This window comes from Sphingomonas sp. PL20, from assembly GCF_017875905.1.
In the GTDB taxonomy this organism is placed as follows: domain Bacteria; phylum Pseudomonadota; class Alphaproteobacteria; order Sphingomonadales; family Sphingomonadaceae; genus Sphingomonas; species Sphingomonas echinoides.
In genome coordinates this window covers 697,718-723,914 of the sequence record NZ_JAGINH010000002.1, presented here as the reverse complement: position 1 = coordinate 723,914, position 26,197 = coordinate 697,718, and the positions used below count along the sequence as shown (strand labels likewise).

Annotated in this window: 20 protein-coding genes; 6 read left to right on the top strand and 14 right to left on the bottom strand. The window is 64.3% G+C overall.

Features of this window, described 5'->3' with window-relative positions; genetic code table 11:
* Nucleotides 1-167 precede the first annotated feature (167 nt).
* Together H4W01_RS03565 and H4W01_RS03560 are read left to right on the top strand one after the other, a co-directional pair.
* Entirely contained in the window at nucleotides 168-2,684 is a 2,517-nt protein-coding gene (locus H4W01_RS03565; RefSeq protein ID WP_209609925.1) for a TonB-dependent receptor, read from the top strand.
* Complete coding sequence (locus H4W01_RS03560; RefSeq protein WP_334685137.1) at nucleotides 2,678-3,820, top strand: YdcF family protein; 1,143 nt, start codon at nucleotides 2,678-2,680, stop codon at nucleotides 3,818-3,820. Before H4W01_RS03565 ends, H4W01_RS03560 begins: the two co-directional genes overlap by 7 nt.
* Nucleotides 3,821-3,853: 33 nt before the next feature.
* On the opposite strand, the gene H4W01_RS03555 is transcribed toward H4W01_RS03560, so the two are convergent.
* The 5 genes from H4W01_RS03555 to H4W01_RS03535 all read right to left on the bottom strand — a co-directional run bounded on the left by H4W01_RS03555 (nucleotide 3,854) and on the right by H4W01_RS03535 (nucleotide 10,257).
* Nucleotides 3,854-5,428, bottom strand: coding sequence for an alkaline phosphatase D family protein (locus H4W01_RS03555; protein ID WP_209609924.1), 1,575 nt, complete (start codon nucleotides 5,426-5,428; stop codon nucleotides 3,854-3,856).
* Between the two features lie 78 nt (nucleotides 5,429-5,506).
* Entirely contained in the window at nucleotides 5,507-7,918 is a 2,412-nt protein-coding gene (locus H4W01_RS03550; RefSeq protein ID WP_334685136.1) for a TonB-dependent receptor, read from the bottom strand.
* 175 nt (nucleotides 7,919-8,093) lie between these two features.
* Nucleotides 8,094-8,996, bottom strand: a complete 903-nt coding sequence (locus H4W01_RS03545; protein ID WP_010407516.1) for a FecR family protein — start codon at nucleotides 8,994-8,996, stop codon at nucleotides 8,094-8,096.
* Between the two features lie 176 nt (nucleotides 8,997-9,172).
* Nucleotides 9,173-9,739: an RNA polymerase sigma factor gene (locus H4W01_RS03540; RefSeq protein ID WP_209609922.1), complete on the bottom strand. Its 567-nt coding sequence runs from the start codon at nucleotides 9,737-9,739 to the stop codon at nucleotides 9,173-9,175.
* Nucleotides 9,740-9,999: 260 nt separating this feature from the next.
* Nucleotides 10,000-10,257: a hypothetical protein gene (locus H4W01_RS03535; protein ID WP_209609921.1), complete on the bottom strand. Its 258-nt coding sequence runs from the start codon at nucleotides 10,255-10,257 to the stop codon at nucleotides 10,000-10,002.
* 194 nt (nucleotides 10,258-10,451) lie between these two features.
* Here H4W01_RS03535 and H4W01_RS03530 point away from each other — a divergent pair, with 194 nt between their 5' ends.
* Nucleotides 10,452-10,904: a MaoC family dehydratase gene (locus H4W01_RS03530; protein ID WP_209609920.1), complete on the top strand. Its 453-nt coding sequence runs from the start codon at nucleotides 10,452-10,454 to the stop codon at nucleotides 10,902-10,904.
* Here H4W01_RS03530 and H4W01_RS03525 read toward each other — a convergent pair.
* The 8 genes from H4W01_RS03525 to H4W01_RS03490 all read right to left on the bottom strand — a co-directional run bounded on the left by H4W01_RS03525 (nucleotide 10,901) and on the right by H4W01_RS03490 (nucleotide 18,092).
* On the bottom strand, nucleotides 10,901-11,254 hold the full coding sequence (locus tag H4W01_RS03525) for a HesB/IscA family protein (RefSeq protein WP_209609919.1): 354 nt from the start codon (nucleotides 11,252-11,254) through the stop codon (nucleotides 10,901-10,903). The two genes, H4W01_RS03530 and H4W01_RS03525, sit on opposite strands and share 4 nt — an antisense overlap.
* Nucleotides 11,255-11,379: 125 nt before the next feature.
* Nucleotides 11,380-11,850 (bottom strand): SUF system Fe-S cluster assembly protein, encoded by a 471-nt coding sequence (locus tag H4W01_RS03520; protein WP_209609918.1) that lies wholly within the window; start codon nucleotides 11,848-11,850, stop codon nucleotides 11,380-11,382.
* Nucleotides 11,847-13,106: a cysteine desulfurase gene (locus H4W01_RS03515; RefSeq protein ID WP_334685135.1), complete on the bottom strand. Its 1,260-nt coding sequence runs from the start codon at nucleotides 13,104-13,106 to the stop codon at nucleotides 11,847-11,849. Before H4W01_RS03515 ends, H4W01_RS03520 begins: the two co-directional genes overlap by 4 nt.
* Complete coding sequence (locus H4W01_RS03510) at nucleotides 13,099-13,899, bottom strand: SufD family Fe-S cluster assembly protein (RefSeq protein WP_209609917.1); 801 nt, start codon at nucleotides 13,897-13,899, stop codon at nucleotides 13,099-13,101. The genes H4W01_RS03515 and H4W01_RS03510 overlap by 8 nt, the downstream gene beginning before the upstream one ends.
* 124 nt (nucleotides 13,900-14,023) lie before the next feature.
* Nucleotides 14,024-14,866 carry a Fe-S cluster assembly ATPase SufC gene (sufC, locus tag H4W01_RS03505; protein ID WP_209609916.1) on the bottom strand — a complete coding sequence of 281 codons (843 nt, stop codon included), beginning with the start codon at nucleotides 14,864-14,866 and terminating at the stop codon, nucleotides 14,024-14,026.
* A gap of 210 nt (nucleotides 14,867-15,076) precedes the next feature.
* On the bottom strand, nucleotides 15,077-16,561 hold the full coding sequence (gene sufB, locus H4W01_RS03500) for a Fe-S cluster assembly protein SufB (RefSeq protein ID WP_010407505.1): 1,485 nt from the start codon (nucleotides 16,559-16,561) through the stop codon (nucleotides 15,077-15,079).
* Nucleotides 16,562-16,718: 157 nt separating this feature from the next.
* Nucleotides 16,719-17,132, bottom strand: a complete 414-nt coding sequence (locus H4W01_RS03495; RefSeq protein WP_209609915.1) for an SUF system Fe-S cluster assembly regulator — start codon at nucleotides 17,130-17,132, stop codon at nucleotides 16,719-16,721.
* A gap of 102 nt (nucleotides 17,133-17,234) precedes the next feature.
* Nucleotides 17,235-18,092, bottom strand: a complete 858-nt coding sequence (locus tag H4W01_RS03490) for an AraC family transcriptional regulator (protein WP_334685134.1) — start codon at nucleotides 18,090-18,092, stop codon at nucleotides 17,235-17,237.
* A 250-nt stretch (nucleotides 18,093-18,342) separates the two neighbouring features.
* On the opposite strand from H4W01_RS03490, the gene H4W01_RS03485 reads away from it, so the two are divergent.
* The 3 genes from H4W01_RS03485 to H4W01_RS03475 all read left to right on the top strand — a co-directional run bounded on the left by H4W01_RS03485 (nucleotide 18,343) and on the right by H4W01_RS03475 (nucleotide 23,135).
* Nucleotides 18,343-19,407 carry a quinone-dependent dihydroorotate dehydrogenase gene (locus H4W01_RS03485; RefSeq protein ID WP_209609913.1) on the top strand — a complete coding sequence of 355 codons (1,065 nt, stop codon included), beginning with the start codon at nucleotides 18,343-18,345 and terminating at the stop codon, nucleotides 19,405-19,407.
* Nucleotides 19,408-19,552: 145 nt separating this feature from the next.
* The gene (ggt, locus tag H4W01_RS03480) at nucleotides 19,553-21,301 is read left to right on the top strand and encodes a gamma-glutamyltransferase (RefSeq protein ID WP_209609912.1); all 1,749 of its coding nucleotides are present in this window, start codon (nucleotides 19,553-19,555) and stop codon (nucleotides 21,299-21,301) included.
* A 49-nt stretch (nucleotides 21,302-21,350) separates the two neighbouring features.
* Complete coding sequence (locus H4W01_RS03475; protein WP_209609911.1) at nucleotides 21,351-23,135, top strand: AMP-dependent synthetase/ligase; 1,785 nt, start codon at nucleotides 21,351-21,353, stop codon at nucleotides 23,133-23,135.
* 1 nt (nucleotide 23,136) lies between these two features.
* On the opposite strand, the gene H4W01_RS03470 is transcribed toward H4W01_RS03475, so the two are convergent.
* Nucleotides 23,137-26,160 (bottom strand): M16 family metallopeptidase, encoded by a 3,024-nt coding sequence (locus H4W01_RS03470; RefSeq protein WP_209609910.1) that lies wholly within the window; start codon nucleotides 26,158-26,160, stop codon nucleotides 23,137-23,139.
* Nucleotides 26,161-26,197: the final 37 nt, after the last annotated feature.

Below are 26,197 nucleotides of genomic sequence, written 5' to 3'. Positions count from 1 at the left end.
CCGCGTGACCCTGCCCGACTGATCATACGACTCCTCTCCCCACCCCTGCTTCGGACAAGGATGGGCATTCCGTATTTATTTTTCAAATAATAAATAAAACTGTCACCATGCCCGCCTAGCGCGACGTCGGGCGAGCATCGGGGGTCGGTGCTCCGAAGGGGACTCTCATGCGAAATATCACTTTGGCCACTGGCTGCGCTGTTGCCGCACTCGCGCTTGCCACCACCGCCCCAGCCTCGGCGCAGGTCGCGTCGACGCCCGCGCCCCCCGCCACCGTACCGGCATCGGACGATCCGCAGGCGGCGGACGCACCGGGCACCACCGGCAACGACATCATCGTCACCGGCTCGGCGCGTGCGCAGCGCCGCTTTGATGTCTCGTACCAGATCAACTCGCTCTCACAGGCGGACATCAAGCAGCTCGCCCCCAAGAGCTTCGCCGACCTGCTCGGCGACCTGCCCGGCATCCATGTCGAGACGACCGGCGGCGAGGTGCAGAACATCACCCGGCTGCGCGGCATCCCGACCGATCGCGGCATGTTGATTTTTCAGCAGGACGGCCTGCCGCTCTACCATGAGGTCGACGGCTACTTCTTCAACTCGGGCGATGGCATGAACCGCTACGACCTGATGACCGAGCGGGTCGAGGTTGTGCAGGGCGGACCCGCCCCGATCTACGCATCCGAAGCCGCCGGCATCGTCAACAACATCACCGTCAGCGGTACCAGCAAATCGCGCGGTGCCGCGCAACTGACCATCGGCGATATCGGTCTCTATCGCGGCGACGTGATGCAGTCCGGGCCGCTTGGACACGACACCTATTACGCCATCGGCGGCTTCCTGCGCTACAGCGACGGCTATCGCGACAACGGTTTCCCGAATGATCGCGGTGGCCAGATCCGTGCGAACATCAAGCACGACTTCAGCAACGGCTTTGTCAAAGTGACGGCCAACTATCTGAACGACCACAACGTCTTCTACCTGCCGATCCCGATCGCCAACCCGACCAATCCGTCGCAGTCCCTGAACCCGTGGCTCAACTACTTCACCGGCACGATGAACTCCCCGGCGTTCCGCGACACGACGCTCACCTATCAGGACGCGAACGGCGCTCTGCGGAGTCAGAACCGCGACCTCGCGAGCGGCCGTCACATGGTCTACGGCAATCTCGGCCTCCAGTACCAAGGCGATTTCGACGGATGGCTGGTCAGCTTCAAGGGCGGCGCGACCAAGGGAAAGAACACCTTCGACGCGCTCTATTCGACCACCAACCCCAGCGACGCGAATGCCTATGCCGCCGGCTATCGCGCGGCCGCGACCAAGGCGTTCGGCACGGTCGATCATTTCGGCTATGTCTATGCCGGCAGCAACACGGCCTATGACCCCTATTCGCAGTCCGGTCTGGTGATGCCGGCGCAATATCGCGCGGCGGATTCGAGCTTCTATTCGGTACAGGGCGATCTCAGCCTCACCCACAAGGTCGCCACCGGTTTCGGCACGCATGACGTGAAGGTCGGTGCCTATACGTCCTTCTACGGCGACACGCAGAACCAATATTATCAGCAATATCTGATCCAGGTGCAGGGGCAGCCCGCCACCCTCGACTTGATCGCCTATTCGGCATCGGGCGCAATATTGGGCAAAGTGACCAATAACGGCGCGTTGCCGGGCACCAATGCGCTGGGGATCGGCAAGGTCGATGCCAAGGTGCTCGCTATCTATGCGAACGATACCTGGGAGATCACGCGCGGACTACGGCTCGACGGCGGTATCCGGCACGAATGGTACAACTATAACGGCTTTGAGGATTTCACCAAGACGGTGACGAACACGGCGTTGACCGGCACGCTCGCCAACACGGTGATGGCGTTGACCGGCACGGCCAACCAGTTCCGCCTCAGTCCGCAAGTGACCAACTGGACGGTTGGCCTCAATTACGACTTCACCCGCCATTTCGGGGCCTATGGCCGCGCCAGCCATGTCGAGGTGCCGCCCACCGCCGGCACCGCCTTCAGCACCGCGCCGACGCCGACCTATACCAAGGCGAACGAATATGAGTTCGGCGTAAAGGCGTCCCTCGGCCGCAACTATTTCTATGCGACCGGCTATTACACCCAATTCAATCCGCTGAACGGCTCCTATCCAGACCCGACCACCCAATACACCACCAACGTGCCGTTCATCGGCAAGGCGGTGAGCAAGGGCGTGGAGATCGACGCGAATGTGGAACCGGTGCGCTGGTTTTCGCTGAACGGGGCGATCACCTTTGCCGATCCGCAATATAACAATCTCTATAACCCGAATAATCCGTCACAGACGATCGCCGTCGCAGGCAAGCAGATCATCCGCGAGCCCAAACTGTACGGCCATGTCATTCCGAAATTCCATTTCGAAAGCGGCCGAAATCTGTTCGACATCTATGGCACGCTGAACTTCGTTGGCCGCGAATATGTCGACTATCTGAACAGCACGAAGCTGCCTGCCTATCAGACGCTGGGTGTAGGCTTCAACTACACGCGCGGCTCGTGGCAATTCCAGGTTGTGGGCGACAACATCACCAACAATCATGGTCTGACGGAGGGCAATACCCGCAGCGACGCCTTCGGTCAGGGCACCGCAGTCGCGGTCTACGGCCGTCCGCTCTTCGGGCGCAACTTCCGCTTCGTGCTGACCAAGTCGTGGTAAGCGCTCTGCGTGCCGGGATACTTGCCGGCTGTGCGGTGCTGCTGGTCGCGGCGGCTCCGTCGGGAACCGCCGTCGTACCGGACCGCGTGATCGCCAAGCTGGCCGCGCGGCTGTTCCCGGTGCTTTCGGCCTGGCCACGCGGCGTGCGACCGGAGCCGGTCGCCGCGATGCTGACACTACGGCACCTGCGGATCGCGGCGTGCGCTGGCGAATTCCGCTGCGTGCTTCAGGCGGCGCGCTGGACCGACTCGGAGCGGGAGACGATCGCCGGTGCCGGTGACCAGACGGGCCTGCGGGCCGCGTCCGACGATGGCATGCGCGCGAGCATCCTGCGCGAAATCGGCGGTATCAACGCCGTCATCGGTGTCTACGGCCAAGGTGTAGCGCCCCGATACCCGAAGATCGACGGACCCGATCCCGAACGCGCCGCCGCCAATGCCGCCGCGGCGGTCGCGCTGGCAGAAGCGGCGGGTGACGCTCCGGCGACGGCGCTCGACCCCAGCATCGGGCTCGCGCTCGCGCTGCTCGACGTCAACGATCGGGACGACGCTGCCGCGTTCGAGCCGCTCGACGCGCGCTTGAACCATGCCGCCATGGCGCGCGCCAAGACGATCGACTGGTCGCACTATCGCTACACCGCGATCATCGTACCGGGCATCGGGCCGGAAGACCTGTCGACACCGTTAAGCGCCCTGGGCAAGCTCAACGTCCAGATGGCGGCCACATTGTGGAAGGCCGGGCTTGCGCCGTTCGTCCTGTTCTCGGGCGGGACGGTCCACCCGCGTGGCACGCGCAATGCCGAGGCGGTGGAAATGGCCCGCGCAGCGCTCGAACGCTTCGGCCTGCCAGCGGATGCGATGATCGTCGAACCCTATGCGCGACACACCACTACCAATCTCAGGAACGCCACGCGCCGGCTCGCCGCGCTCGGCGCTCCGCTCGATCGGGCAGCGCTGATCTCGACCAATCCTGACCAGAGCCGCTACATCGCGAGCGCTACCTTCGCTGACCGCAACCAGACGGAACTCGGCTACCAGCCGGGCCGCATCGGTGCCCGTCTCTCGCCGACGCAAGTGCTCTTCCAGCCGTCTGCCGCGTCGCTGCGGATCGATCCGTCGGACCCGCTCGATCCGTGAAGACCGATCCGCCTCGATCGTGGGTTGGACGGTTCAGGCCAGCCCGGGCGTCCCTGCCGCGACAGAGGCCGTGTGCAGCACGCTCAGCGTCGCACGCGGATCGGCGCGATCGCTAATGGCCATGCACCGCGCATCCAGTCGCGCCGGGGTGAGATCGAACGACATGTAGCCGCGATGCGACGAATCGAAATAGCGGATCTGCGGATTGTTCGGCATCGCTGCCTTGTAATAGCCCTCCGGCGGGCCGCTCGACGTGATGGAGGACACGACGAATTCCGCCGCCACCGGCCGCTCCTCCGGCTTGTCGAAATTGCGAAACAGATTGTTACACCAGAACGAGTGATAGTCCCCCGCGAGCGTCACCGGGTTCGCGAGCCTGCTGGAGACCATCGCGTCGATCAAGCGCTGCCGCGCCGCGCCGAAACCGTTCCAACTGTCGGTCCAGAGCGCAGGCCCTTGCGGCGACGCGAACGTCATCGGCGCAACCAACAGGTTCTGGACGAGCACATTCCAGCGGGCGTGGCTTTTCGACCAGCCATCGTACAGCCAGCGCTCCTGCTCGAAGCCGAGATAGGTGCGTGAGGGATCCTCGAAATCGGCGCAGTCGATAGGCGCGATATGCCCTTTCCGGCTTGGCAAGCCTGCGGCGCAGGCTTGCGGAGACCTGAATTGGCGACCATCGACCATGTCAAACTGCGCAAGCGTACCCCATTGCAGCCGCCAGTTGATGCGAAACTGCTGTCCGCGCACCACCCGCGACAGCCGCACCGGCAGGTTCTCGACAAAGGCGCGATAGGCTGCCTGCCGTCGACGGACGAACGCGGCTGGCGCTAACGCCGGATCTTCGGACCAAATGCCCGAATAATCGTCCTGGACTTCATGATCGTCCCAGATCGCGATCGCCGGTGCGGCGGCATGGAGCGCGCGCAAGTCGGGATCGCTATGATGCAGCGCATAGCGACGACGATAGTTGGCGAGCGAATCCGCCTCCGGCAGATCCCCATAGCTGCGCACGATGCCCTTTTCAGGCGACAACGGACGACCGGCGCTTTCGTAAATATAGTCCCCCAGAAACAGCGTGAACCGGCTGTCCTCATCGCGCGCCATGTGGCGATAGGCGGAAAAATAACCGAGCTCCCAATGCGAGCACGTCGCCGCCGCAAAGCGCACGGCCTGCACCGGCGCGCCGGGGGCCGGGGCCGTCCAGGCCCGGCCGACTTGGCTGTTCACCCCATAAGCGATGAAGCGATACCAATAAGGCCGGTCCGGTTGCAGGCCATCGACCTCGACATGCACCGTTGCGCCCATCGCGTGGCGCGCCAGCGCATCGCCAGCGCGCACCACATGGCGAAACGCTTGGTCAGCGGCCACTTCCCAGCGCAGCGGAATATTGTCGGGTGCCCCGCCGAGCCCGTCGGGTGCGAGGATATCGGGCGCGATGCGAGTCCAGATCACGAACCCATTCGGGAGCGGATCGCCGCTGGCGACGCCCTGGGTGAATGGGTCGCTGGCTGCAAGTGCGCGACCATGGGTCAGCAAAGCGGGCACGCCGATCGCGGTCCCGACCAGAAAGCTGCGACGCGTGGTCGATGGAAGGGACAAGCGCATGAGCTTCCGTGCTCCGTATCGGGGAAAGGTTATAACTCGTCGGCGCGCCGGACCACGGCGCGCCGACAATGACCAGGATCAGAACTTGATGCCAGCGCGCACACCGTACGTGCGCGGCGGATCGACCGATACCGTCCGCGCGCTGATGAAGCTGTTACGCGTTTCCTGAACATAGGCATCGAACAGGTTGTGCACCCACAGCGTCACCTTCACCTGGCTGTGGGCCGGCATGATGCTGAAATTCGCATTGGCGAGCCAAAACGCGGGGATGGTCGACAGGTCCGACGTGCTCCAGCGCGCTCCGCGATAATTGACATTGAATTCCGGGTCGATCTGCCAGTCGTTGCGCAAACGGAGCAACCAATGGACTTGCGCCTTATAATCGATGCTCGGGATCTTGATCCGCGTGCCTCCGGCATTGGTATAGGTCGTCGTGACCACGCCCGTGACAGGGTCGGTGAAGGACTTGTCCGGTTGCAGATACACGTCGAACTTGCCACGCTTCCAGGCGACCGATTGGTTGATCTCGAGCCCGTGGACCGGCGAAAATCCGATTTCCGCCTCGGCACCGTACAGATGCGACTTCTCCGCATTGACGATGCGTCCGTTGCGCGAGCCGTCTTCGGCGTAGAACACCCCCTGCAGCTGATAGTCGCGATAGTCGTAATAGAAGCCGGCCAGGTTCACGCGCAGGCGGTGATTCAACCAGTCCGTTTTCAGACCGCCCTCATAAGCGATCAGCTTTTCGGGTTTATACGGATTGAGCTGGTCCGGAACGCTGTTGTTATAGGTCGTGAAGCCACCCGACTTCACCCCGCGCGAGACACTGGCATAGGCATGGACGTCGCGCGTCACGCTCCAGTCGAGCGCAGCCCGGCCGGACCATTCATTCATTTCCAGGCTGCGGGAGATTGCCGCCTTGTCGATAACGGTGGGCCAGACCGTTATGGTCTTGAAGTCGTTCAGCGCGCGCGTCTCATGCTCGAAGCGGAGCCCCCCGGACAGGACGAGCTTCCGGGTGATGTTCTGCTCGGCATTGGCGAACACCGCAGACGTATGGACGCGCTGCTTATAGGTGGTTTGCAGGATACGCCCGATCTTGGCGTAATCGGAGAAGTCCGAGAGGAACCCCCCATCGATCGATTCATCGTCATGATACAGGCCGAGCATCCAGCGCGTCGGTTGATTCTGACGCGATGCGAGCCGAAGCTCCTGAGAGCCGACATCGATGCCGTTGAAGAAGTAGGTGCCCGCCTCGTTCGACGCCGTCGCGTCGAAGTCGTTAAACTCACGCCGCGTAAAGTGTCGGTACGCACCTATGCCCGTCAGTGTCGCCCAACCGAAATCCCGGTTGAGCTCGACATGACCGCCATAGGCTTCGTTGTTCCGAAACGGATTGGCGGTGACCGGTACCCCCATCAAGTTCGCAAAGGGCTTGTCGAGGCCCCAGCCGGTAAGGCGCGGATTGCCGGTCTGAAAATCATTCGGGTAAGATCGACCCGACGCATCCTTGAAGTCGGACAGAAGCTGAAGCCCGCTGCCGTCGGACGTGTTGCGCATATAGTCTCCCACCAGGTCGACCGTCGTGACCGAGTCCGGCCGCCATTGGAGCGATACGCGCACAGATTCCTGGTTTTTGTTGCCCAGCGCCTCGCCGGTGTCGCGATTATATTGCCACGCACCGCCCTGGTCGGTCGTGAACGCGACGCGCGCGGCCACCGTGCTGCTGAGCGGACCGGACACGAAGCCGTTCAGGTTGAAGGCATTATATTGGCCGAACGACGCATCCACGCCGGCGTGGAAATCGCGCGTCGGGCGTGCACTGATAATGTTGATCGCGCCGCCCGTCGAATTTCGGCCGTAGAGAGTGCCCTGCGGCCCGCGCAGCACTTCGATCCGCTCGACGTCGTAAATGGCACCCTGCGTCATCACGCCGTAGGGATAGGCAACCCCATCGACATAGATGCCGACGGTGTTGGTGTTGTTCGCCGCATAATCTTCCCCGCCGACGCCGCGCAGCCGATATTGCGGCTGCCCCGAGCCGAACTGCTGATCGACTTCCAGGCTGGGAACGGAATTTTCCAGGTCGCTGGCGGTGTTGATGTTGCGCGATTCGATCTGGTCGCCACGGATCACCGTGAGCGCGATCGGCACGTCTTGCTCACGCTCGCGCCGATGCTGCGCCGTCACGATAATGTCGCCGGACTCACCCGAATTTCCAACCGCAGCGCCAGCGCCGGGTTCGGACTTGGGCTTGGGTGCCTCGGTCATCCCCAGGACGATCGTCTTGCCATCGTCCTGGCGGACGACCAACCCGCTGCCCGCGATCAACTTGGCAAGCACCTGGCGGTTGCCGAAATGGCCCTTAACAGCGGGGGCTCGGCGATTGACGATGCTTGCGGCGGGGAAAAAGATCTGAACATGGGCCTGACGCGAGAAATTGGTCAAAGCACTGGAAAGCGGTTGGGCATCAATTGCAAAATATTGCATACCGCTTGCATAAGACGGAGCACTGAAAACAACAGGCATAACAAGCATCGCCGCAACAAGCGGCGTGCGCGAATATCGCACGATCATTAGTGGGGTTCCTCGCTACTGCGCTTTTGCGCATCTATTATGCAGGACGGTTGAAGAAACGATCCCCGCCACATTTTCAAAAAATAAATTATCGACTCAGTATAATCTGGCCTTCATCCGTCGTGACGCGCAAACCCAGCCCCAGCCTGAGCGACGACAAAAATGGCGCTGCATCGGTTGAGGTGAACCGCCCCCCGATCGGAATGTTCTTCAAATCCGGGTCGGCAATGACGATCTTGCGCATTAGATAGCGGTTATATTCCTCGACCGCCGCGTGCAGCGGTTCGTTGTCGAACACGATTTCGCCCTGCTGCCACGCAATTGCCGCCGAAACGGCTTCGGGAGAGGCGGATTGGACATCGGATGTCGCCCGCATCAGCAACAGCCGCTCAAAACGTCCTGCCACGACGTCCGTGTCTGCGTCGCGCGTCATCGTTTCCCCGGCGAAGCGCGGCGCTGTCGCCTCGCCCCGCATCACCACGATATCGAGCGCTGTGGGTTGAAGGCGGATGTTGAAGCGCCCGGCCGACAGAAATGCCACCGCACCCGCGCCGTGGAACCGCGCGGTTTGTCCGCTCGTCAATTCCAGAGCGACCTCGCCACGGTTAATCCAAAGGCTACGTTCGGTTTTGGAGAATCGCCAGGAGACTTCGCTATCGGTGTTGAGCATCGCGACACTGCCATCCGGCAACGCCACGCGTTTTCGCTCCCCGACGGCGCAGGATGCCGAGTGCCAGGCGTAAGCGCGCGTGGACCACCCGCCGACCGCGATCACGCCGACCATCGTTGCTGCAACAAGTCCCCGCAGCAGCTGGCGGCGGTTGGTTTCATCGGCGCGAACGGGGTCGCTGTTTTCGCCCCCCGACCGGTTCCAGACGGCCAGGGCGCGCGCAAAGGCAATCTCGTTATCGGGATGCGCGCTGCGCCAGCGTTCGAACATCGCCTCGTCCATGCCGCCAGCCTCGAAACGCGCGAGCCAGGTCGCGGCCATCGCTGCGGCGCGCTTGCGCCGGTCGCGATTAGAAGATGCAGGACTGCCCCCGTTTGATGCTTTTTCTATGGCCACAAGACTCTAGACGAGCCAGCATCCGCGATCCGCCAAATCGCTGATCGAGATTTCGGGGAGACGCCCGCCACCGTGTCGCCAGGACAAGCTGCGTTACCGCTTTAGCGCTTGGTTACGCCCCTGCGCTCGGCCCCTTCGGGCTCGAAGGGCGCGTCATCGACCAGCGCGGAGGCGGCAAGAAGCTGAATTGCCCGGCCCAGCCGTTTCTCGAAAGTCGACTGGCTGATTCCCAGATCCCTGGCAATCGCCGACGCCGATTCGCCGTGGACGCGGCGGCGGACCAGAACGGTCCGGCATCGCTCAGGCAACGCAGCGACCATTTCGGCGACGCGTCGCAGAGCATCGCGACCAGCGGCAACTCTGTAAGGCGACGGTGCCTCATCGGCGAGCGCCAAGTGATCGGTATCCAGCAACTGCTGGAAATCGACAACGCGCTGCCGCCGCATCCGCTCGATCGCGATATGTCTTAGCATTTGAAGCACATATGCGGGCGGATTGACGATTTCACCCCACCCGTTGATTGCGAAGAGCCGGGTCAGGGCCTCCTGCACCAAGTCCTCGGCCTCCTCGCGCGTCTTGCAAATGCGCCGCGCGGCCGCATGAAAGCGCGCCTCATGCGGGAAAATCTCTTCCGCGAACCAGCGGTCGATAGGGCGGATAATGGGCACGACACATCACATTAAGAGGTAGCACGTCGCGTCCGTAGAGGAGGATTGTTGCAATTTGCCGACCGATCGATGGGCCTGAGCGCTGTCCAACTTCGGGCATGCGTTCCGCTATTGCTTGCGGTGGCTGGCGACCAGATGTCCGACCAACCGGTGCGCTTGATCCCGCATCATGATGTGACGTCGAACGGGGAATCGCTGGTACAGATCGACTGCGAGATCGGCCCTCCCGACAGCCGCCATATCTGGCGCTGATACCCTGGTCACCCCGGCGTGCGCTCCAGCTCCACCACCTCGAACGCAAAATCGCGCCAGCCGCGCTGGGTGGCGGCGTCGCGGGCTGCGCTGTGCTTTTTGCGGGCCTCGGCGAGCGACTTGGCGTGGCCCCAGAATACCTCGGTCTTGCCATTGCCAAGCTCGGCGACGATCCGCCAATAATGTGTGAACGCCAGCGCGGTCGGGCCGATCGTCTTTACATAGCCGTCGGGCAGCGTGGCCGTCAGATAATATTTCTTCGCCATGGCCCGTGCCCCGGAAACGTGATCGCGCCGTCAATTGACGGGTTATCGACCGGCCCATGACATGCGATGAACGCCCCCTCAAGCCAGCGGGCCCAGGCGCTCGTCAGGAAAGGATGCGGAATGCCGAAGATCGGGTGCGATGCGATCGGCCGAGACAGGATCGTGCTGGCTCCAGCGACGCGAAAGCGCGCCGCATGAGCGGGCGCTACTTCGACGCCTGGGCGGTCGGCGACCGGATCGAGCACGCCTTGCACCGCACGGTGACCGAGACCGACAATCTGCTGATCACCACCCTCACCCACAATCCGCAGCCGCTGCATCTCGATGCGGACTATGCCGGCGCGACCGAATTCGGCCGCATCGTCGTCAACGGCATCTTCACCTTCGGGCTGATGGTTGGCCTGTCGGTCGGCGATACCACGCTTGGCACGCTGGTTGCCAATCTCGGCTATGACAAGGTGGTGATGCCCAAGCCCGTGTTCGTCGGCGACACGTTGCGCGCCGAGACCGAAGTGGTCGAGCTGCGCGCGAGCAAATCGCGCCCCGATGCCGGGCTGGTCGTGTTCCAGCACCGCATGTTCAATCAGCGTAGCGAATTGGTGTGCGAGTGCCTGCGGACGGCGTTGTTGCAGCGGATGCCGGGTTAAACGGTAAAGCTCTCGCCGCAGCCGCAGGCGCCCTTGGCATTGGGATTGTTGAACACGAAGCCTGCGGTGAAATCGTCCTCGACCCAGTTCATCGTCGATCCGACGAGGTACAGGATCGACCCGCCATCGACGAACAAGGTGCCGCCGGGGGTATCGATACGTTCGTCGAACGGCTTGGCCTCGGTCACATAGTCGACCGAATAGGCCAGGCCCGAACAGCCGCGCTTGGGCGTCGACAGCTTGACGCCGATCGCGCCCTCGGGCGCCTTCGCCATCAGCGCGGCGATGCGGTCCTCGGCGGAGGGTGTCAGGATCAGGGCCGCGGGGCGTACCCGGGTGGTGGTGGTCATCGGCTTCGTCCTTCTTCTCCCCTCCCGCCTGCGGGAGGGGTTGGGGGAGGGGCTTTCCATCTGGGGAGCAGTGGCTTTAGCGGGACTGCCCTCCCCTAGCCCCTCCCGCCTGCGGGAGGGGAATTTTACAGCATGCCCAATTCGAGCTTGGCGTCGTCGGACATCTTGGCCGGGTCCCACGCCGGGTCCCACACCAGATTGACCTCGGACGAGCCGATGCCGGGGACCGCGCCGACGCGCATCTCGACTTCCATCGGCATCGATTCGGCAACCGGGCAATGCGGCGTGGTCAGCGTCATGGTGACGACGGCATGGCCAGCCTCGGTGACATCGACGCCGTAGATGAGGCCGAGATCGTAGATGTTGACCGGGATTTCCGGGTCATAGATTTCCTTGAGCGCCGCGACCACCGCCTCGTACAGCGCGCCGCCGGGCTCGCCCGCCGCATCGCCCGCTGGCTTTTGCGCGAGAAAGCCTTCGAGATAGTCGCGCTTGCGCTCGAGCGTCTGGCCTGGCGTTTCCTCCGCCGCTTCGACGCGCGCGCGCGGCGGCTGCTCGACCGCGCTGACTTCCTCGATTTCGATCCGGTCGCTCATCCGAAAATCCTCGTCACTCGTTCGATGCCGCGGACCAACGCCGCGACATCGTCTGCTGTGTTGTAAACGCCAAAGCTGACGCGTGCCGTCGCATCGACGCCGAGCGTCTCCATCAGCGGCTGCGCGCAGTGATGCCCGGCGCGCACCGCCACGCCCGCTTCGTCCAAGATGGTGCCGATGTCGTGCGGATGCACCCCCTGGATGCTGAAACTGACGATTCCGGCGGAATCCTCGGGCCCAAACAGCGTGAGGGAATTGATCTGCGACAACGCCTCGCGCGTCAGCGTGACCAAGGCGGTTTCATGCGCGTGGATACGGTCGAGCCCGATGCTCTCGACATAATCGATCGCGGCGTGCAGCCCGAGCACGCCGACGATGTGCGGCGTGCCCGCCTCGAACCGGCCCGGCGGGGGGGCATAGGTCGTCCTGGCGAAGCTGACCTTGTCGATCATCGACCCGCCACCTTGATACGGCGGCATCGCTTCGAGCAGTTCGGGCCGCGCCCACAGCACGCCGATGCCGGTCGGGCCGTACAGCTTGTGGCCCGAGAAGACGTAGAAATCGCAATCGAGCGCGGCGACGTCGACAGCGATGCGCGGCACTGCCTGACAGCCGTCGAGCAGCAGCTTGGCCCCGACCGAATGCGCGATGTCGGCGGCGCGCCGGGCATCGAGCAGCGAGCCGAGCACGTTCGAGACATGCGCCAGCGCGACCAGCTTGTGCGCAGGCGTGATCATCGCCGCCATGGCACCCAGGTCGATCTGATGGTCGGGCGTCAGCGGGATGACGTCGATCGCCACGCCCAGCCGCTCGGCCACCATCTGCCACGGCACGATGTTGGAATGGTGCTCAAGCTGGCTCAGCAGGATGCGGTCGCCCGCCTTCAACTGCGTGCCTGCCCAGCATTGCGCCACGAGGTTGATCCCCTCGGTCGCGCCGCGCACGAACACGATCTCGTTTTCGGAAGCAGCGTTCAGGAAGGCGGCGACGCGCCGCCGTGCCGCCTCGAAGGCGAGCGTCATGTCGGCCGAGCGCTGGTACACGCCGCGATGCACGGTCGCATAGGTCGTGTCATAACCGCGCGTGATCGCATCGATCACCGCTTGCGGTTTTTGCGCAGTGGCGGCGGTGTCGAGATAGGCCCAGCCAGCGGGGATGGCGGGGAAATCGGCGCGGTGGTCGAGGGCATGAGTCTCCCCTCCCGCCTGCGGGAGGGGTTGGGGGAGGGCATGGGAGGCCAAGGCGACGTCAGTCATGAGAACGGCCCTCCCCTAACCCCTCCCGCAAGCGGGAGGGGGATTCCAACATCCGCTCCAACGCGGCCTGCGCCGCCGCCTCGACGCGGTCGCGTTCGGCGGCGTCTTCGATCCCCTCGAACACCGATCCGATAAACGCGCGCAGCAGCATCGCCTTGGCCTCTGCCGGAGCGATGCCGCGCGACGCGAGGTAGAACAGCGCATTGGCATCGAGTTCGCCGACGGTCGCGCCATGCGCGCACTTCACGTCATCCGCGAAAATTTCGAGCTCGGGCTTGGCATTGGCGGTGGCGGTGCGCGTCAGCAGCATCGCCTTGACCGACTGCGCCGCATCGGTCTTCTGCGCATGGCGCGCGACCGCGACCTTGCCGAGATACGAGCCCGTCGCCCGCCCGCCGAGCACCGAGCGCACGACCTGGTTGGAAGTGGCATTGGGCTCGATATGGTTGAGCGTGGTGACGAGTTCGAGCGTCTGTTCGCCCCCGCCGAGCATCGCGCCGCCGAGTTCGAAATGCGAACCCTGATGGCAGGTGACATCGATCGTCACGCGCCCGAGCTTGCCGCCGGTGTTGAGCACATGGAAGGTTGCGGACGCGCCTTCGCGCAGGATCACGCGGTAATCGCGGATCGCCACGGCGTCGGTGGCGGCGTCCTGCACGATGACGCGCGCGATCGACTGCCCGGCGGGGACGTCGATCACTTCGGCGGCGGGGACCGGCCAGACCGAGGCGACGGCGTCGAGGTCGCTGTAGCGCCAGGATTCCTCGCGGCGGGTGGGGAGAGCGAGGGTCATTGCCTCCCCTCCCTGGAAGGGAGGGGTCGGGGGTGGGTCGGCTCGCGGAATGGGGTACGTCCGACCAAGGGGCCGACCCACCCCCAGCCCCTCCCTTTCAGGGAGGGGAGCAGGTTGCGCGCGCTCACGCCACCACCCCGGCATAGCCTTCGCGTTCGAGCTCCGCCGCCAGTTCCGGCCCGCCCGAGCGGATGATCCGGCCGGCCGAGAGGACATGCACGAAATCGGGCGCGACATAGCTCAGCAGGCGTTCGTAATGGGTGATCAGGATCACCGCTTTGTCGGGCTTGCGCATGATGCGGTTGATGCCCTCGCCAACGATGCGCAGCGCGTCGATGTCGAGTCCGCTATCGGTCTCGTCGAGGATCGCGAGCTTGGGGTCGACGATGCCCATCTGCACCATCTCGTTGCGCTTCTTCTCGCCGCCCGAGAAACCGACATTGACCGGGCGCTTCAGCATATCCTGGTCCATGCTCAGCGCATCGGCCTGTGCGCGCGCAAGCTTGAGGAACTCGGCACCCGAGAGCGGCTTTTCATCGCGGCCCTTGCGCTGAGCGTTGAGCGCCTCGCGCAGGAACTGCACGTTGGACACGCCGGGAATCTCGACCGGATATTGGAAGCCGAGGAACAGGCCAGCGGCAGCGCGCTCGTGCGGGGCGAGGGCGAGCAGATCGAGCCACCCGTCCGTTCGCCCTGAGCCTGTCGAAGGGCTGCCCTCAACGGGCGATGCGCCTGTGGAAAGGAGTGCTTCGACAGGCTCAGCACGAACGGCATTGGGTTGGAACAGGACCGAACCCGCCGTCACCTCATACCCCAGCCGCCCGCCGAGCACATAGCCCAGCGTCGACTTGCCCGCGCCATTCGGCCCCATGATCGCATGAACCTCGCCCGCATTGACGGTGAGCGAGAGGCCCTTGAGGATTTCCTTGCCGTCGATTTCGGCGTGGAGGTTGGTGATTTTAAGCATCGGGAGTCCTTGGGCGTCGCATACGGAATGCGATCGCCATTAGCGTGAACGGTAGTACAACATTGCCGACTACAAACAGATAGATGCCCAGCGACGGGCCGGAATCTCGCGCGAGAAAGACGAGTGCAATCGGCATCACATAGAAGGCGACTGAGCCCCAAAGGCCGCAAATGACGAATACCGCCACCGCCACGATCGATCGAGCGCTGATCACCCAACGCTCCCCTCAAGGCTGATCCCCAGCAACTTCTGCGCCTCGACCGCAAACTCCATCGGCAGTTGCTGCAGCACTTCCTTGGCGAAGCCGTTGACGATCAGCGCCACTGCCGCCTCTTGATCCAGCCCGCGCTGCATTGCGTAGAACAGCTGGTCGTCACTGATCTTGGAGGTGGTTGCCTCATGCTCGATCTGCGCCGAGGGGTTGCGCACCTCAATATAGGGCACGGTATGCGCGCCGCACTGGTCGCCCAGCAGCAGCGAATCACACTGGGTGAAGTTGCGCACGCCTTCCGCGCCCGGTGCAACGCGCACCAGCCCGCGATAGGTGTTGTCCGAGCGGCCCGCCGAAATCCCCTTCGACACGATCGTCGAGCGGCTGCCCTTGCCGTTGTGGATCATCTTGGTGCCGGTATCGGCCTGCTGGCGGTTGTTGGTCACCGCGACCGAATAGAATTCGCCGACCGAATTTTCGCCATTGAGCACGCAGGACGGGTATTTCCAGGTGATCGCGCTGCCGGTCTCGACCTGGGTCCACGACACCTTGGAATTGCGGCCCTGGCAGAGCGCGCGCTTGGTGACGAAATTGTAGATCCCGCCCTTGCCGTTCTCGTCGCCGGGATACCAGTTCTGCACGGTCGAATATTTGATTTCGGCATCGTCCAAAGCGACCAGTTCGACCACGGCGGCGTGGAGCTGGTTCTCGTCGCGCATCGGCGCAGTGCAGCCTTCGAGATAGGAGACATAGGCCCCCTTGTCGGCGACGATCAGCGTGCGTTCGAACTGGCCGGTATTCTCGGCATTGATGCGAAAATAGGTCGACAGCTCCATCGGGCAGCGCACGCCCTCCGGGATATAAACAAAGGTCCCGTCGCTGAAGACCGCGCAATTGAGCGCCGCGAAGTAATTGTCATGCTGCGGCACCACTTTGCCCAGCCATTTGCGGACGAGATCGGGATATTCCTTGATCGCCTCGCTGATCGAGCGGAAGATGACGCCCGCGCTTTCGAGCTCCTTGCGGAAGGTGGTGGCGACCGAGACGCTGTCGAACACGGCGTCCACCGCGACGCGGCGCTTGGGCTGGCCGTCAGCGCCCAGCTCCTCGACCCCGGCGAGCATCTTCTGCTCCTCGATCGGGATGCCGAGCTTTTCATAGACGCGCAGGATTTCGGGATCGACTTCGTCGAGCGAGCCGAGCTTGGGCTTGGCCTTGGGCTCGGCGTAATAATAGGCGTCCTGATAATCGATCGGGTCGATCTGCAGCTTGGCCCAATCGGGCGTGTCGAGCGTCAGCCACAAACGGTACGCCTGCAGCCGCCAGTCGAGCATCCATTCGGGCTCGCCCTTCTTGGCCGAAATGAAGCGAACGGTATCCTCGCTCAGCCCCTTGGGCGCGAAGTCCTGCTCGATGTCCGAATGGAAACCCCATTCGTACGACTTGTTCGCGGCTTCATAGGCTTCGGCGTTCTTGGTGGCCATCATGCAGTCCTTGCCGCGCAGCGGCTGTCAAACGTGGCCGCAAAGCGGCTCTTAAAACTCTTCGTGTCTTCGCGGCTTCGCGTGAAAGATCTTTGCTCACGCGAAGACGCGAAGACACGAAGGAGATAGGAAGATTGCGCTGCACGCAGCTGGGGCGTCATGCTGGCATCCTCGACAGGCTGGCCAGCGAAACGCCGTCGAGCGCGCCGCGCACCGCGCCGTTTACGGCGTTCCAGTGCGGCTTGACGCGGCAGTCGCCTTCCAGCGCGCAGTCGTGGCGGCCTTCTTCGACACAGGCGGTCAAAGCGATCGGCCCTTCTACCGCCTCAATGATCTCAGCTAGCGAAATCGCCGCTGCCGGGCGCGACAGGCGGAAGCCGCCGCCGGTGCCGCGCGTGCTTTCGATGAGGCCACCCGCCGACAGGCGGCTGACCAATTTCTGCACGGTGGGCAGCGGCAGGCCGGTCTCATCGGCCAGCGTCGTCGCATTCAGCTTGGCCGCACTGCCGCAATGTCGCGCGGCGGCGGACATCATCACGACGGCATAGTCGGCAAGGCTGGAAAGACGCATTGGGTCCAATCGGATTAATTCTGTCCGATTGCAAATGGGCGCAGTGGCGGCGCGGGTCAACCCCCGGTTCCACCCCTGCCCCGCACTTAGGCATGGAGTGCGCTATGTATCGCTGATCAACGGACTGACGACGCCGCCCAGCGCGCTCCGGTGCAAAATGGTCAATTGGGAGAGCAGGCCGGGATCGGCGCGAATTTGTCGCGGGGTCAGGCCGGTAAAATGCTTCACCTCGCGAATCATGTGCGACTGGTCGTAGAAACCGCGGTCGATCGCATCGGCGACCCCTTCCTCGCCCCCACGCATCGCCACCGCCGCGCGCAGCGCGCGATATTTGCGGGCGAGCACCTTTGGCGGCGCGCCGTACAGGATATTGCATTTCCGCTCGATCTGGCGACGCGACAAGCCTGTCGCCGCAATCAGACATTCCATTTCCGGCGACGGACTGCCCGCCAGCCACGCGTCAACGTGGCGGATGAAATTGGCATAGCGGGGATCCACATTATGCAACAGGTCCCGCACCAGCGCTTCGCAAATCCCCACCCGTGGGCCGACACCGGGCGATTCGCGCAACGCGTCGGCAACCGCTTGCAACCGCGCCGCGCCGAACAGCGGCGCTGCATCGATCACACGGTTGAGCATCGTCGATGCGTCCGCCCCGATCATTGCCGACCATCCCGCAGCCGTCAGCCCCATGCCGAACACCGCCACCGGCCCGGCCACGCGCACGCTGCGCGGGCCGCTGGTCGGCCCAAGGACATGTGCGTCCGGTGCTTCCTGCGTGCTCCCGTCCGGAAAGGCATAGACCGCCTGGCCAGGCGACAGATGGAACCGCAATTGCGCATAATCGGCGCGCTCGACATCTTCCAGCATCAGCACGTCCGCTGAAAAATCGTAAAACAGCGTGATATACTCAGCTAAGTCGGACGACGGCACGGCGTAGTCCAGTTCAATCGATCCCACGCTGCGACACCCCTGACCTGTCGCGATCAAGTGTAATGCTTCTGCAAGACAAATAAAAGCGGCCCGGATGGTATACCATCCGGGCCGGAGGAAAGATGCTCCGGTCCGGAGCTTCTTGGGTCGCATTGCTTTAATGGCGTTTTCGGAGCGTCGTGTATTGGACAAATTCGTCGCTTTTCATGCTAAATGCACAATTAAGGCACTTTCGCCGGCTTTGACGCCAGCGCTCCCGGATGCCATCAGGCGCACGATGCTGTTCCCCCTGATCCGCCCCGCTTTGTTCGCGCTCGAACCCGAACGCGCGCACACCCTCACCCTCAAGCTGCTGGCGCTCGGGGCCAGCGGGGCAGCCCCGGTCTTAGTCGGACGCTCACCCGCCAGCCTGCGCACCTCCGTCGCTGGTCTGGATTTTGCCAATCCGGTGGGTCTGGCCGCCGGGGTGGACAAGGATGGCCGCGCGATCGACGGGTTTTTCGGGCTTGGCTTTGGCAGCGTCGAGATCGGCACCCTCACCCCGCTGCCCCAGGCGGGCAACCCGCAACCACGGCTGTTCCGGCTGGTCGAGGACCGCGCGGTGATCAACCGCATGGGGTTCAACAATGGCGGTATTGCCGCCGCGCTGCCGCGCGCGACGGCGGCAAAGCGGCGCGGCGTGCTCGGTATCAATGTCGGCGCGAACAAGGACGCGCCCGACCGGATCGCCGATTACGCGCATGGCGTGGCGGCGGCGGCGCAGGTGGCCGATTATGTCACGGTCAACATCAGTTCCCCCAACACGCCGGGCCTGCGCGATCTCCAGCACGGCTCCGAACTGACCGATTTGCTGGCTGCAGCCGACGAAGCGCGGCGCGGGCCGATCGCGCGACCGCGCCTGTTCCTGAAGGTCGCGCCCGATCTCGACGCCGCCGCAATCGATGCGATCGCGCGCGCCGCCGCTGCGCATCATGTCGATGCGCTGATCGTCAGCAACACCACCATCTCGCGCCCGCCGCTGCATTCCGCCCATGCGGGGGAGAGTGGCGGGCTGTCGGGGGCGCCGCTGGCACCGCTGGCCCGCCAGCGGCTTGCCGATTTCCGGGCGGCGACGGGCGGTGCGATTCCCTTGATTTCGGTCGGCGGCATCGACAGCGCCGACGAAGCCTATGCCCGCATCCGCGCAGGCGCGAGCCTGGTCCAGCTTTATACCGCCTTGGTCTATCAAGGCCCTGGCCTTGCCCGCCGGATCGTCCGCGGCCTCGCGAACGCCCTGAAGCGCGACGGGTTCGCGACCGTCGCCGAGGCGGTTGGCACCAGCGAACGACACCGCGAAGCGTAAATCCGTGCCCGCTTCTTTGTGGCTTTGTGCCTTTGTGCGCGCAAATGTCTCGGACGAAGCCACAAAGCCACAAAGAGGAGAAGGCGAGGATGCCGCAGTGCGGGCGGCGGCTTGCCTGTGCGGTGAAGCGCGTTAGGGTCGCCGCATGAACAGATCGCTCGCCGCCCTCGCCCTGCTGTTGCTCGCACCCGCCACCGCAGAAGCACGCCGCCCCGCCGCCAAGACCGTCACCAGCCTCGGCATGGTCAGCGCCGCCGATCCGCGTGCGGCAGCGGCAGGCGCGGAGATCCTGCGCAAGGGCGGCAGCGCGACCGATGCCGCGATCGCGACGATGCTGGCGCTGAACGTCGTCGAGCCGCAGAATAGCGGGATCGGCGGCGGCAGCTTCATGGTGCATCACGATGCCGCCACCGACCGCACCACCGGGCTCGACGGGCGCGAGGCCGCGCCTGCTGCCGCCGATCCCAAGTGGTTTTATGGGGCCGATGGGAAGCCGCTGCCCATCTTTACCGCTATCCCCGGCGGCCGCAGCGTCGGCGTGCCCGGCAATTTGCGGATGATGGCGCTGGCGCATCAGCGCTATGGCAAACTGCCCTGGGCGACCTTGTTCGGCCCCGCGATCCGGCTGGCGCGCGATGGTTTTGTGATCACCCCGCGCCTCCACAACGGGCTCAACAATTTCGGCCGGCATCTCGATCCGTGGGCGCGCGCGCATTTTCTCGGCGATGACGGCAAAGCGCTCCCGGTCGGCACGATCCTGAAGAACCCGGAACAGGCCGCGCTGTTCGGCGCGATTGCCGCCAAGGGGCCTGACGCCTTTTATACCGGGGCGTTGGCGCAAAAGATCGTCACCGCGGTCAACGGGGCGGCACAGAATCCGTCCAAGATGACGCTCGCTGATCTTGCCAGCTACCGTGCCAAGGAGCGCCCGCCGATCTGCGGAACCTACCGTGTCTACAAGGTGTGCGGGATGGGGCCGCCCTCGGCCGGCGGGATCGCAGTGCTGATGATCCTCAAGCAGCTTGAGCGCTTCGACATGGCGGCGCTGGGCAAGGACAGCCCAGTCGCGTGGCACCTCTTCGCGGAATCCGAACGGCTCGCTTATGCCGATCGCGACCTGTATCTGGGCGATCCCGATTATGTCAGCGTGCCGGTCAAGGGCCTGCTCGACCCCGGCTATATCGCCGCCCGCTCGGCGTTGATCTCGCCGGAGCGCAGCATGACAAGCGTCGCCCCCGGCACACCTCCCGGCGCGCCGCCGCGCACGCCCGCCCCCAATGCCGATATCCCCGGCACCAGCGACCTGGTCGCGGTCGACCGGCGCGGCAATGTCGCTGAGGTAACCACCACGATCGAAAGCTATTTCGGATCGGGCCTGTCGGTCGGCGGCGTGATGCTGAACAATGAGCTGACCGATTTCGATTTCGTCCCCGCCAAGGACGGCTATCTCGTCGCCAACCGCGTGGAAGGCGGCAAGCGGCCGCGCAGCTCGATGTCGCCGACGATCGTCTATGGCCCCGATGGCAAGGTGCGCATCGCGATCGGCGCGGCGGGCGGATCGACGATCATCGCCCAAGTCGCCAAGGCGCTGGTCGCGGTGCTCGACTGGAAGATGTCGGCGCAGGATGCGATCGGCCTGGGCCTGCTCTATGCGCCCAAGCTCGACGCGGTGGCCGAGAAGGGCACGCAACTCGATGCGATGGTCCCAGCGCTCCAGGCGCTGGGCGAGCATGTCCAGATCGCGCCGCTCGGCCTCAAGGCCAATGCGATCGAGCGCGTGAACGGCCAATGGATCGGTGCCGCCGATCCACGCAGCGAAGGCGTCGCGGTGCGCGAGGACGGCCAGACCACGCAGATCGTCCGCGCCGGTGCCGCGCCGCGCCCGCCTGAATAAGCCCTCACACGCAGCCGAACGCGGCGCGCTTGCTCCCCGGGAGAGAAGAATGCGAACCCTCGAACACTTCCCCAATCTCGTCGCGATGTTCCTGACCCGCGCCGCCGAAAAAGGGGATGCCCCGTTTCTGTGGCACAAGAGCCAAGGGCAATGGGTTTCGCGAAGCTGGGCGGAGACCGCACGTCAGGTGGCGAGCCTTGCCGCTGGCCTGAAAGCGATCGGCCTGATGCCCGGCGACCGCGTGATGCTGGTATCGGAAAACCGCCCGGAATGGTGCATCGCCGATCTCGCGATCATGGCGGCGGGGTGCATCACCGTGCCGACCTACACCACCAATACCGAACGCGACCACGCCCACATCATCGAGAATTCGGGTGCCAAGGCGGTGATCGTGTCGACCGCGAAACTGGCCAAGACGCTGCTCCCCGCCGCGATCCGCGCCAGCGCCGCCAAGATCGTGATTTGCATCGAGGATCTGCGCGCCAACCAAGCGGGCGCGCTCGAATTCCATCCGTGGAACCGCCTGCTGGCCGATCACGACACCGACCCGGCCAGCATCGCCGCGACCGCAACGCGCGACGACACCGCCTGCATCATTTACACCAGCGGCACCGGCGGTTCGCCGCGCGGGGTGATGCAGCATCACGGCGCGATCCTGCACAATGTCCATGGCTGCTGCACAATCATCGAGGAGGATTTCGGCTGGGAAGACGAAGTGTTCCTGTCGTTCCTGCCGCTCAGCCACGCTTATGAGCATACTGGCGGGCAATATTTCCCGATCGGGCTCGGGGCGCAAATCTATTACAGCGAGGGCCTCGACAAGCTGGCCGCCAATATCGAGGAAGTCCGCCCGACGCTGATGGTGGTGGTACCGCGCCTGTTCGAGGTGCTGCGCACGCGCATTTCCAAGGCGGTCGAGAAGCAAGGCAAGCTCTCCAGCTATCTGCTCGGCCGTGCACAGGCGCTCGGTGCCAAGAAAGCGGCGGGCAAAGCGGGCTTGCTCGACAAGCCGATGGACCTGTTCCTCGGCGCGACGCTGCGCCCGAAGATCCAGCAACGCTTTGGCGGCCGGATCAAGGCTTTGGTGTCGGGCGGGGCACCGCTGACGCCCGAGGTCGGCACCTTTTTCGAGGCGATCGGCATCACCATGCTGCAAGGCTATGGCCAGACCGAATCCGCCCCGGTCATTTCGTGCAACCGCCCCAAGGTCGGGCTCAAGATGGATACGGTCGGCCCACCCTTGGTCGAAACCGAAGTGCGCATTGCCGAGGATGGCGAAATCCTGGTGCGCGGCGAACTGGTCATGAAGGGCTATTGGCGCAACGAGGCCGAAACGGCGCGGGTGCTGAAGGATGGCTGGCTGCACACCGGCGATATCGGCGTGATCGATGCCAAGGGCCGCATCCAGATTACCGATCGCAAGAAGGACATTATCGTCAACGACAAAGGCGAGAATGTCGCGCCGCAAAAGGTCGAGGGGATGCTGACGCTGCAACCCGAAATCGCGCAAGCGATGATCTTCGGCGACCGGCGGCCCTATATGGTGGCGGTGCTCGTGCCCGATCCCGAATGGACGCAGGAATGGTGCGCGCGCGAGGGGACAGTGTGCGATTTCAAGCGGCTGGCGGAAAGCAGCGCTTATCGCACCGCGCTTGGCCAAGCGGTCGAGCGCGTGAACGTCGACCTTTCAGTGACCGAACGCATTCGCCGCTTCGTGCTTGCCGACGAACCCTTCGCGATCGAGAACGAACAGCTCACGCCTTCGCTCAAGATCCGGCGGCATGTGCTGAAGGCCGTGTACGGGCCTCGCCTTGAGGCCCTGTACAAAGCGTAGGTCACTTCGCCTTCGGCACCACCTGCATCGTCCAGTCGCGATCGGGACGGAGATACTTTGCCGCCGTCGCCTGCAGGTCCGCCGCCGTCATGGACGAGATGTCCGAATAGAGATGGGTCAGCGCAGCGATGCGGGCGGGGTCATAGGTCGCGCCATCGAGCTGGTTCATCCAGAATTGGTTGCCGGTCGATTGCCGCATGATCGATTGCTGCATCGGCCCGATCGTGCGCTTCAATTCGTCCTCATCGACGGGCTTGGCCACCAGCTCGGCGGCAATCTCGCGCGACAGCTTGAAAAACAGCGGGATGTTGTCGGGCGCGACCTGGCCGATCGCCATGATGCGCCCCCCGCTCGGCGTGCCGGTCGGCCACGAACTGGAGACGTTGGGGCTGTAGCTTGCGCCCGCTTGCGAGCGCAGCCGATCGAACAGGCGATCGCTGAAAATCGCCGCCAGCACGTCGAGACGGCGCGACTCGGTCGCGCCCGCGACGCCGCCACCGGTCGGCCAGGCGATCACGGCGGCTGCCTGATTGTCCGGCCCGTCATGCGTGCGCACCACCGGCTGCAGGTTATGCGCCGGGAAGCGCACCGGCGGCACCACCACCCCCGCCGGCACCGCACGCGGCGGCAACGCCCCCAGCGTCTTTTGCACCGCCGCGATCGCGGCATCGGCCTTGATGTCGCCAAACACCATCACCTCGATTGGCCCGGTCTTGAGCAGGGGCTCCCACAGCGCGCGGAACGATTGCGGCGTGGTGGCGGTGATCGCCGCCAGGCTGGGGTTGCCCCAACGCGGATCGCCATCGTGCAGCAACCGTTCGAGATCGCGCGATAACACCCCTTCGGGCGACGAGTTTGAGCTCGGATATCCCGAAATCGCCACCGCCCGCGCGCGCAGCACCGGTGCCGGATCCCAGGCTGGGGCGGACAGCGCCGCCGCCATCAGCCGCAATTGATCGCCCAGATCGGTCGGCGAGGTCATCGCGTTATAGGTGAAGGCGTCCTCATCGATGCCGAAGTCGAGCCCGATCCGCCGACCCGAGGTCAGTTCGTCGAGATCGCCCTGGTTCAACTTGCCGATACCGCCTGCGGTCAGCGCAAGGCCGGCCGCCCACGCCGCCGTCTCGCGATCGGTCGGCAAGGCATTATACCCGCCACCGAAGCGCACGCGAACATAGACGCGGCTGTCCTCCGACGTGGTCGGATAGATCAGCACGCGCACGCCGTTCGACAGCGTATATTGCTGCATGTCGAATTCTTTGATCGGCGTGTGCGACACGATTGTCGCCGGGGCCCCGAGTTTGGGCAAGGCATCGAACGTCACCTTGCCCTGCTTGACGCGCTTGCCCGCAAGGCCTTTGACATCGACCTTGAGCGCGCCAGCGAGCTTTGTCTCGACGCCAGGTTCGGCGACCGGAGTCGAGATCAGGGCGCGGGTCGCGCTGCCCTGAAACAGCCGCCGGGTCGAGGCGAGGATCTTGTCCGGCGCGAAGAAGCCCTTTTTCTCGGCATCTTCGAAGACCTTCTGGATCGTCGAGGGCGCTGTCGTGGTCTCGCGAATGTCGAGCGCCTGCACCATGTCGTCGGCTTCCTTGCTCCCGGCCTCGGCGCGATAGGTGTCGACCAGCGTCTTGAAGGCGATGCGCTCCTCGGCAAGCTCGCGCTCGATCTCGGCCTTGGTCGGCGGCGAGGCCTGCGCGTCGGCAATCACCGCGCGCACGTCCCTCAACGCAGGCTCCCACGCCGAGCCAACCGGCAGAATCGTGACAAAGGTACCGTTGGCCGAGCGCGACGGATCATCGAGCCGGACGGCGGCCGCGATAAAGCTGCCGCCCGAGCGCGCTCGCGTCTCCAGCCGACGGTTGATCACGGCGAGCGCGGTCGAGTCGGCCAGGCGCTTCTGGTTGAACAGGACGGTATCGTCATTGTAGCGCCAGGGCCGCAGGATCGCCATTTCGATCCGCGTCGGGATACCAGGCTCGACCACCGCCTTGGTCGTGATCTGCTTGGGATCGGGCACGCCGAAATCGGGGTCGGCGGGATTTGGGCCGGTACCCTTCCAATCCGCGAAATTCTTCGCGACCATCAGTTCGAGCTTGGCCGGGTCGAAATCCCCGGCAATCACCACAAGGGCACGCTCGGGGCGATACCAGCGATCGTGAAACGCCTTCACCGTCTCGGCGGTCGCCGCCTCGAGCTCGGCGACGTGGCCGATCGGCGAACGATCGGCGAGCGGTTGCCCGGCAAAGAAGGTCGCGTTCAGCGCATCGATCACGCGCACTTGCGGCCCCGGTGCCTCGCGCTGCTCGGCGAGCACGGCGGGGCGCTCGGCATTGAGCGCTTGCGGCGTGATGTTAGGCTTGGACACCATGCCCGCCAGAATGTGCAGGCTCTCATCGATCCCGGCATCGGTCGCGCTGGGCAAATCGAGCTTGTAGACGGTCTGGGTCGGGGTCGTCTGGGCGTTGGTGTCCGACCCGAAGGTCGTCCCCATCCGCTGCCAGATCCGCTTGGCCTCGCCATCGGGCACATATTCCGAGCCGCGGAAGGAGAGATGCTCGATCATATGGGCAAAGCCGCGCTCGCCGTCTTTTTCGTAGAGCGAGCCCGCATCAATCCGCACCCGCACCGAAATCTGCCCCGGCGGCACGCCATTCTTGCGCACCGCATAGCGCAGGCCGTTCTTCAACACCCCGAAATGCCATGCCGGATCGGGCGTGATGTCGCTGCCCTTATAAAGCCAGGCCGCACGACTGGCGATGGCAGCACCGGGGCGTCCATCGGTCGCGTCGGCGCTCGATGACGGCGTGGCCTGCTGCGCGTCGGCGCGGCTTTCGGGAGCCCGTACCGAATGCTGAGGAGCAGCGCCGATGGTCAGAAAGGCGAGAAGGGCGAGGCGCGCGGTGCGCGAATACACGATCATACCGGTCACGATAGCGCGGCGAACCCGCATCCGCCAGCGGCAGCCGATGTACGCCTGGCCGAGGATCGCATTTGGCGACGCTGCGTTTCCTATTCCCGACATATCCGCTCTTGCGCGCACGCCGCACGCGCGCCACATG

What these genes read in the sequence shown, in the direction of transcription:
- H4W01_RS03565 (WP_209609925.1), top strand. Translation starts at nt 168, where the DNA reads ATGCGAAATATCACTTTGGCCACTGGCTGCGCTGTTGCCGCACTCGCG.
- H4W01_RS03555 (WP_209609924.1), bottom strand. Translation starts at nt 5,428, where the DNA reads ATGCGCTTGTCCCTTCCATCGACCACGCGTCGCAGCTTTCTGGTCGGG.
- H4W01_RS03550 (WP_334685136.1), bottom strand. Translation starts at nt 7,918, where the DNA reads ATGCAATATTTTGCAATTGATGCCCAACCGCTTTCCAGTGCTTTGACC.
- H4W01_RS03545 (WP_010407516.1), bottom strand. Translation starts at nt 8,996, where the DNA reads ATGGCCGCGACCTGGCTCGCGCGTTTCGAGGCTGGCGGCATGGACGAG.
- H4W01_RS03535 (WP_209609921.1), bottom strand. Translation starts at nt 10,257, where the DNA reads ATGGCGAAGAAATATTATCTGACGGCCACGCTGCCCGACGGCTATGTA.
- H4W01_RS03530 (WP_209609920.1), top strand. Translation starts at nt 10,452, where the DNA reads ATGAGCGGGCGCTACTTCGACGCCTGGGCGGTCGGCGACCGGATCGAG.
- H4W01_RS03525 (WP_209609919.1), bottom strand. Translation starts at nt 11,254, where the DNA reads ATGACCACCACCACCCGGGTACGCCCCGCGGCCCTGATCCTGACACCC.
- H4W01_RS03520 (WP_209609918.1), bottom strand. Translation starts at nt 11,850, where the DNA reads ATGAGCGACCGGATCGAAATCGAGGAAGTCAGCGCGGTCGAGCAGCCG.
- H4W01_RS03515 (WP_334685135.1), bottom strand. Translation starts at nt 13,106, where the DNA reads ATGACTGACGTCGCCTTGGCCTCCCATGCCCTCCCCCAACCCCTCCCG.
- H4W01_RS03510 (WP_209609917.1), bottom strand. Translation starts at nt 13,899, where the DNA reads ATGACCCTCGCTCTCCCCACCCGCCGCGAGGAATCCTGGCGCTACAGC.
- sufC (WP_209609916.1), bottom strand. Translation starts at nt 14,866, where the DNA reads ATGCTTAAAATCACCAACCTCCACGCCGAAATCGACGGCAAGGAAATC.
- sufB (WP_010407505.1), bottom strand. Translation starts at nt 16,561, where the DNA reads ATGGCCACCAAGAACGCCGAAGCCTATGAAGCCGCGAACAAGTCGTAC.
- H4W01_RS03495 (WP_209609915.1), bottom strand. Translation starts at nt 17,132, where the DNA reads ATGCGTCTTTCCAGCCTTGCCGACTATGCCGTCGTGATGATGTCCGCC.
- H4W01_RS03485 (WP_209609913.1), top strand. Translation starts at nt 18,343, where the DNA reads ATGCTGTTCCCCCTGATCCGCCCCGCTTTGTTCGCGCTCGAACCCGAA.
- ggt (WP_209609912.1), top strand. Translation starts at nt 19,553, where the DNA reads ATGAACAGATCGCTCGCCGCCCTCGCCCTGCTGTTGCTCGCACCCGCC.
- H4W01_RS03475 (WP_209609911.1), top strand. Translation starts at nt 21,351, where the DNA reads ATGCGAACCCTCGAACACTTCCCCAATCTCGTCGCGATGTTCCTGACC.
- H4W01_RS03470 (WP_209609910.1), bottom strand. Translation starts at nt 26,160, where the DNA reads ATGTCGGGAATAGGAAACGCAGCGTCGCCAAATGCGATCCTCGGCCAG.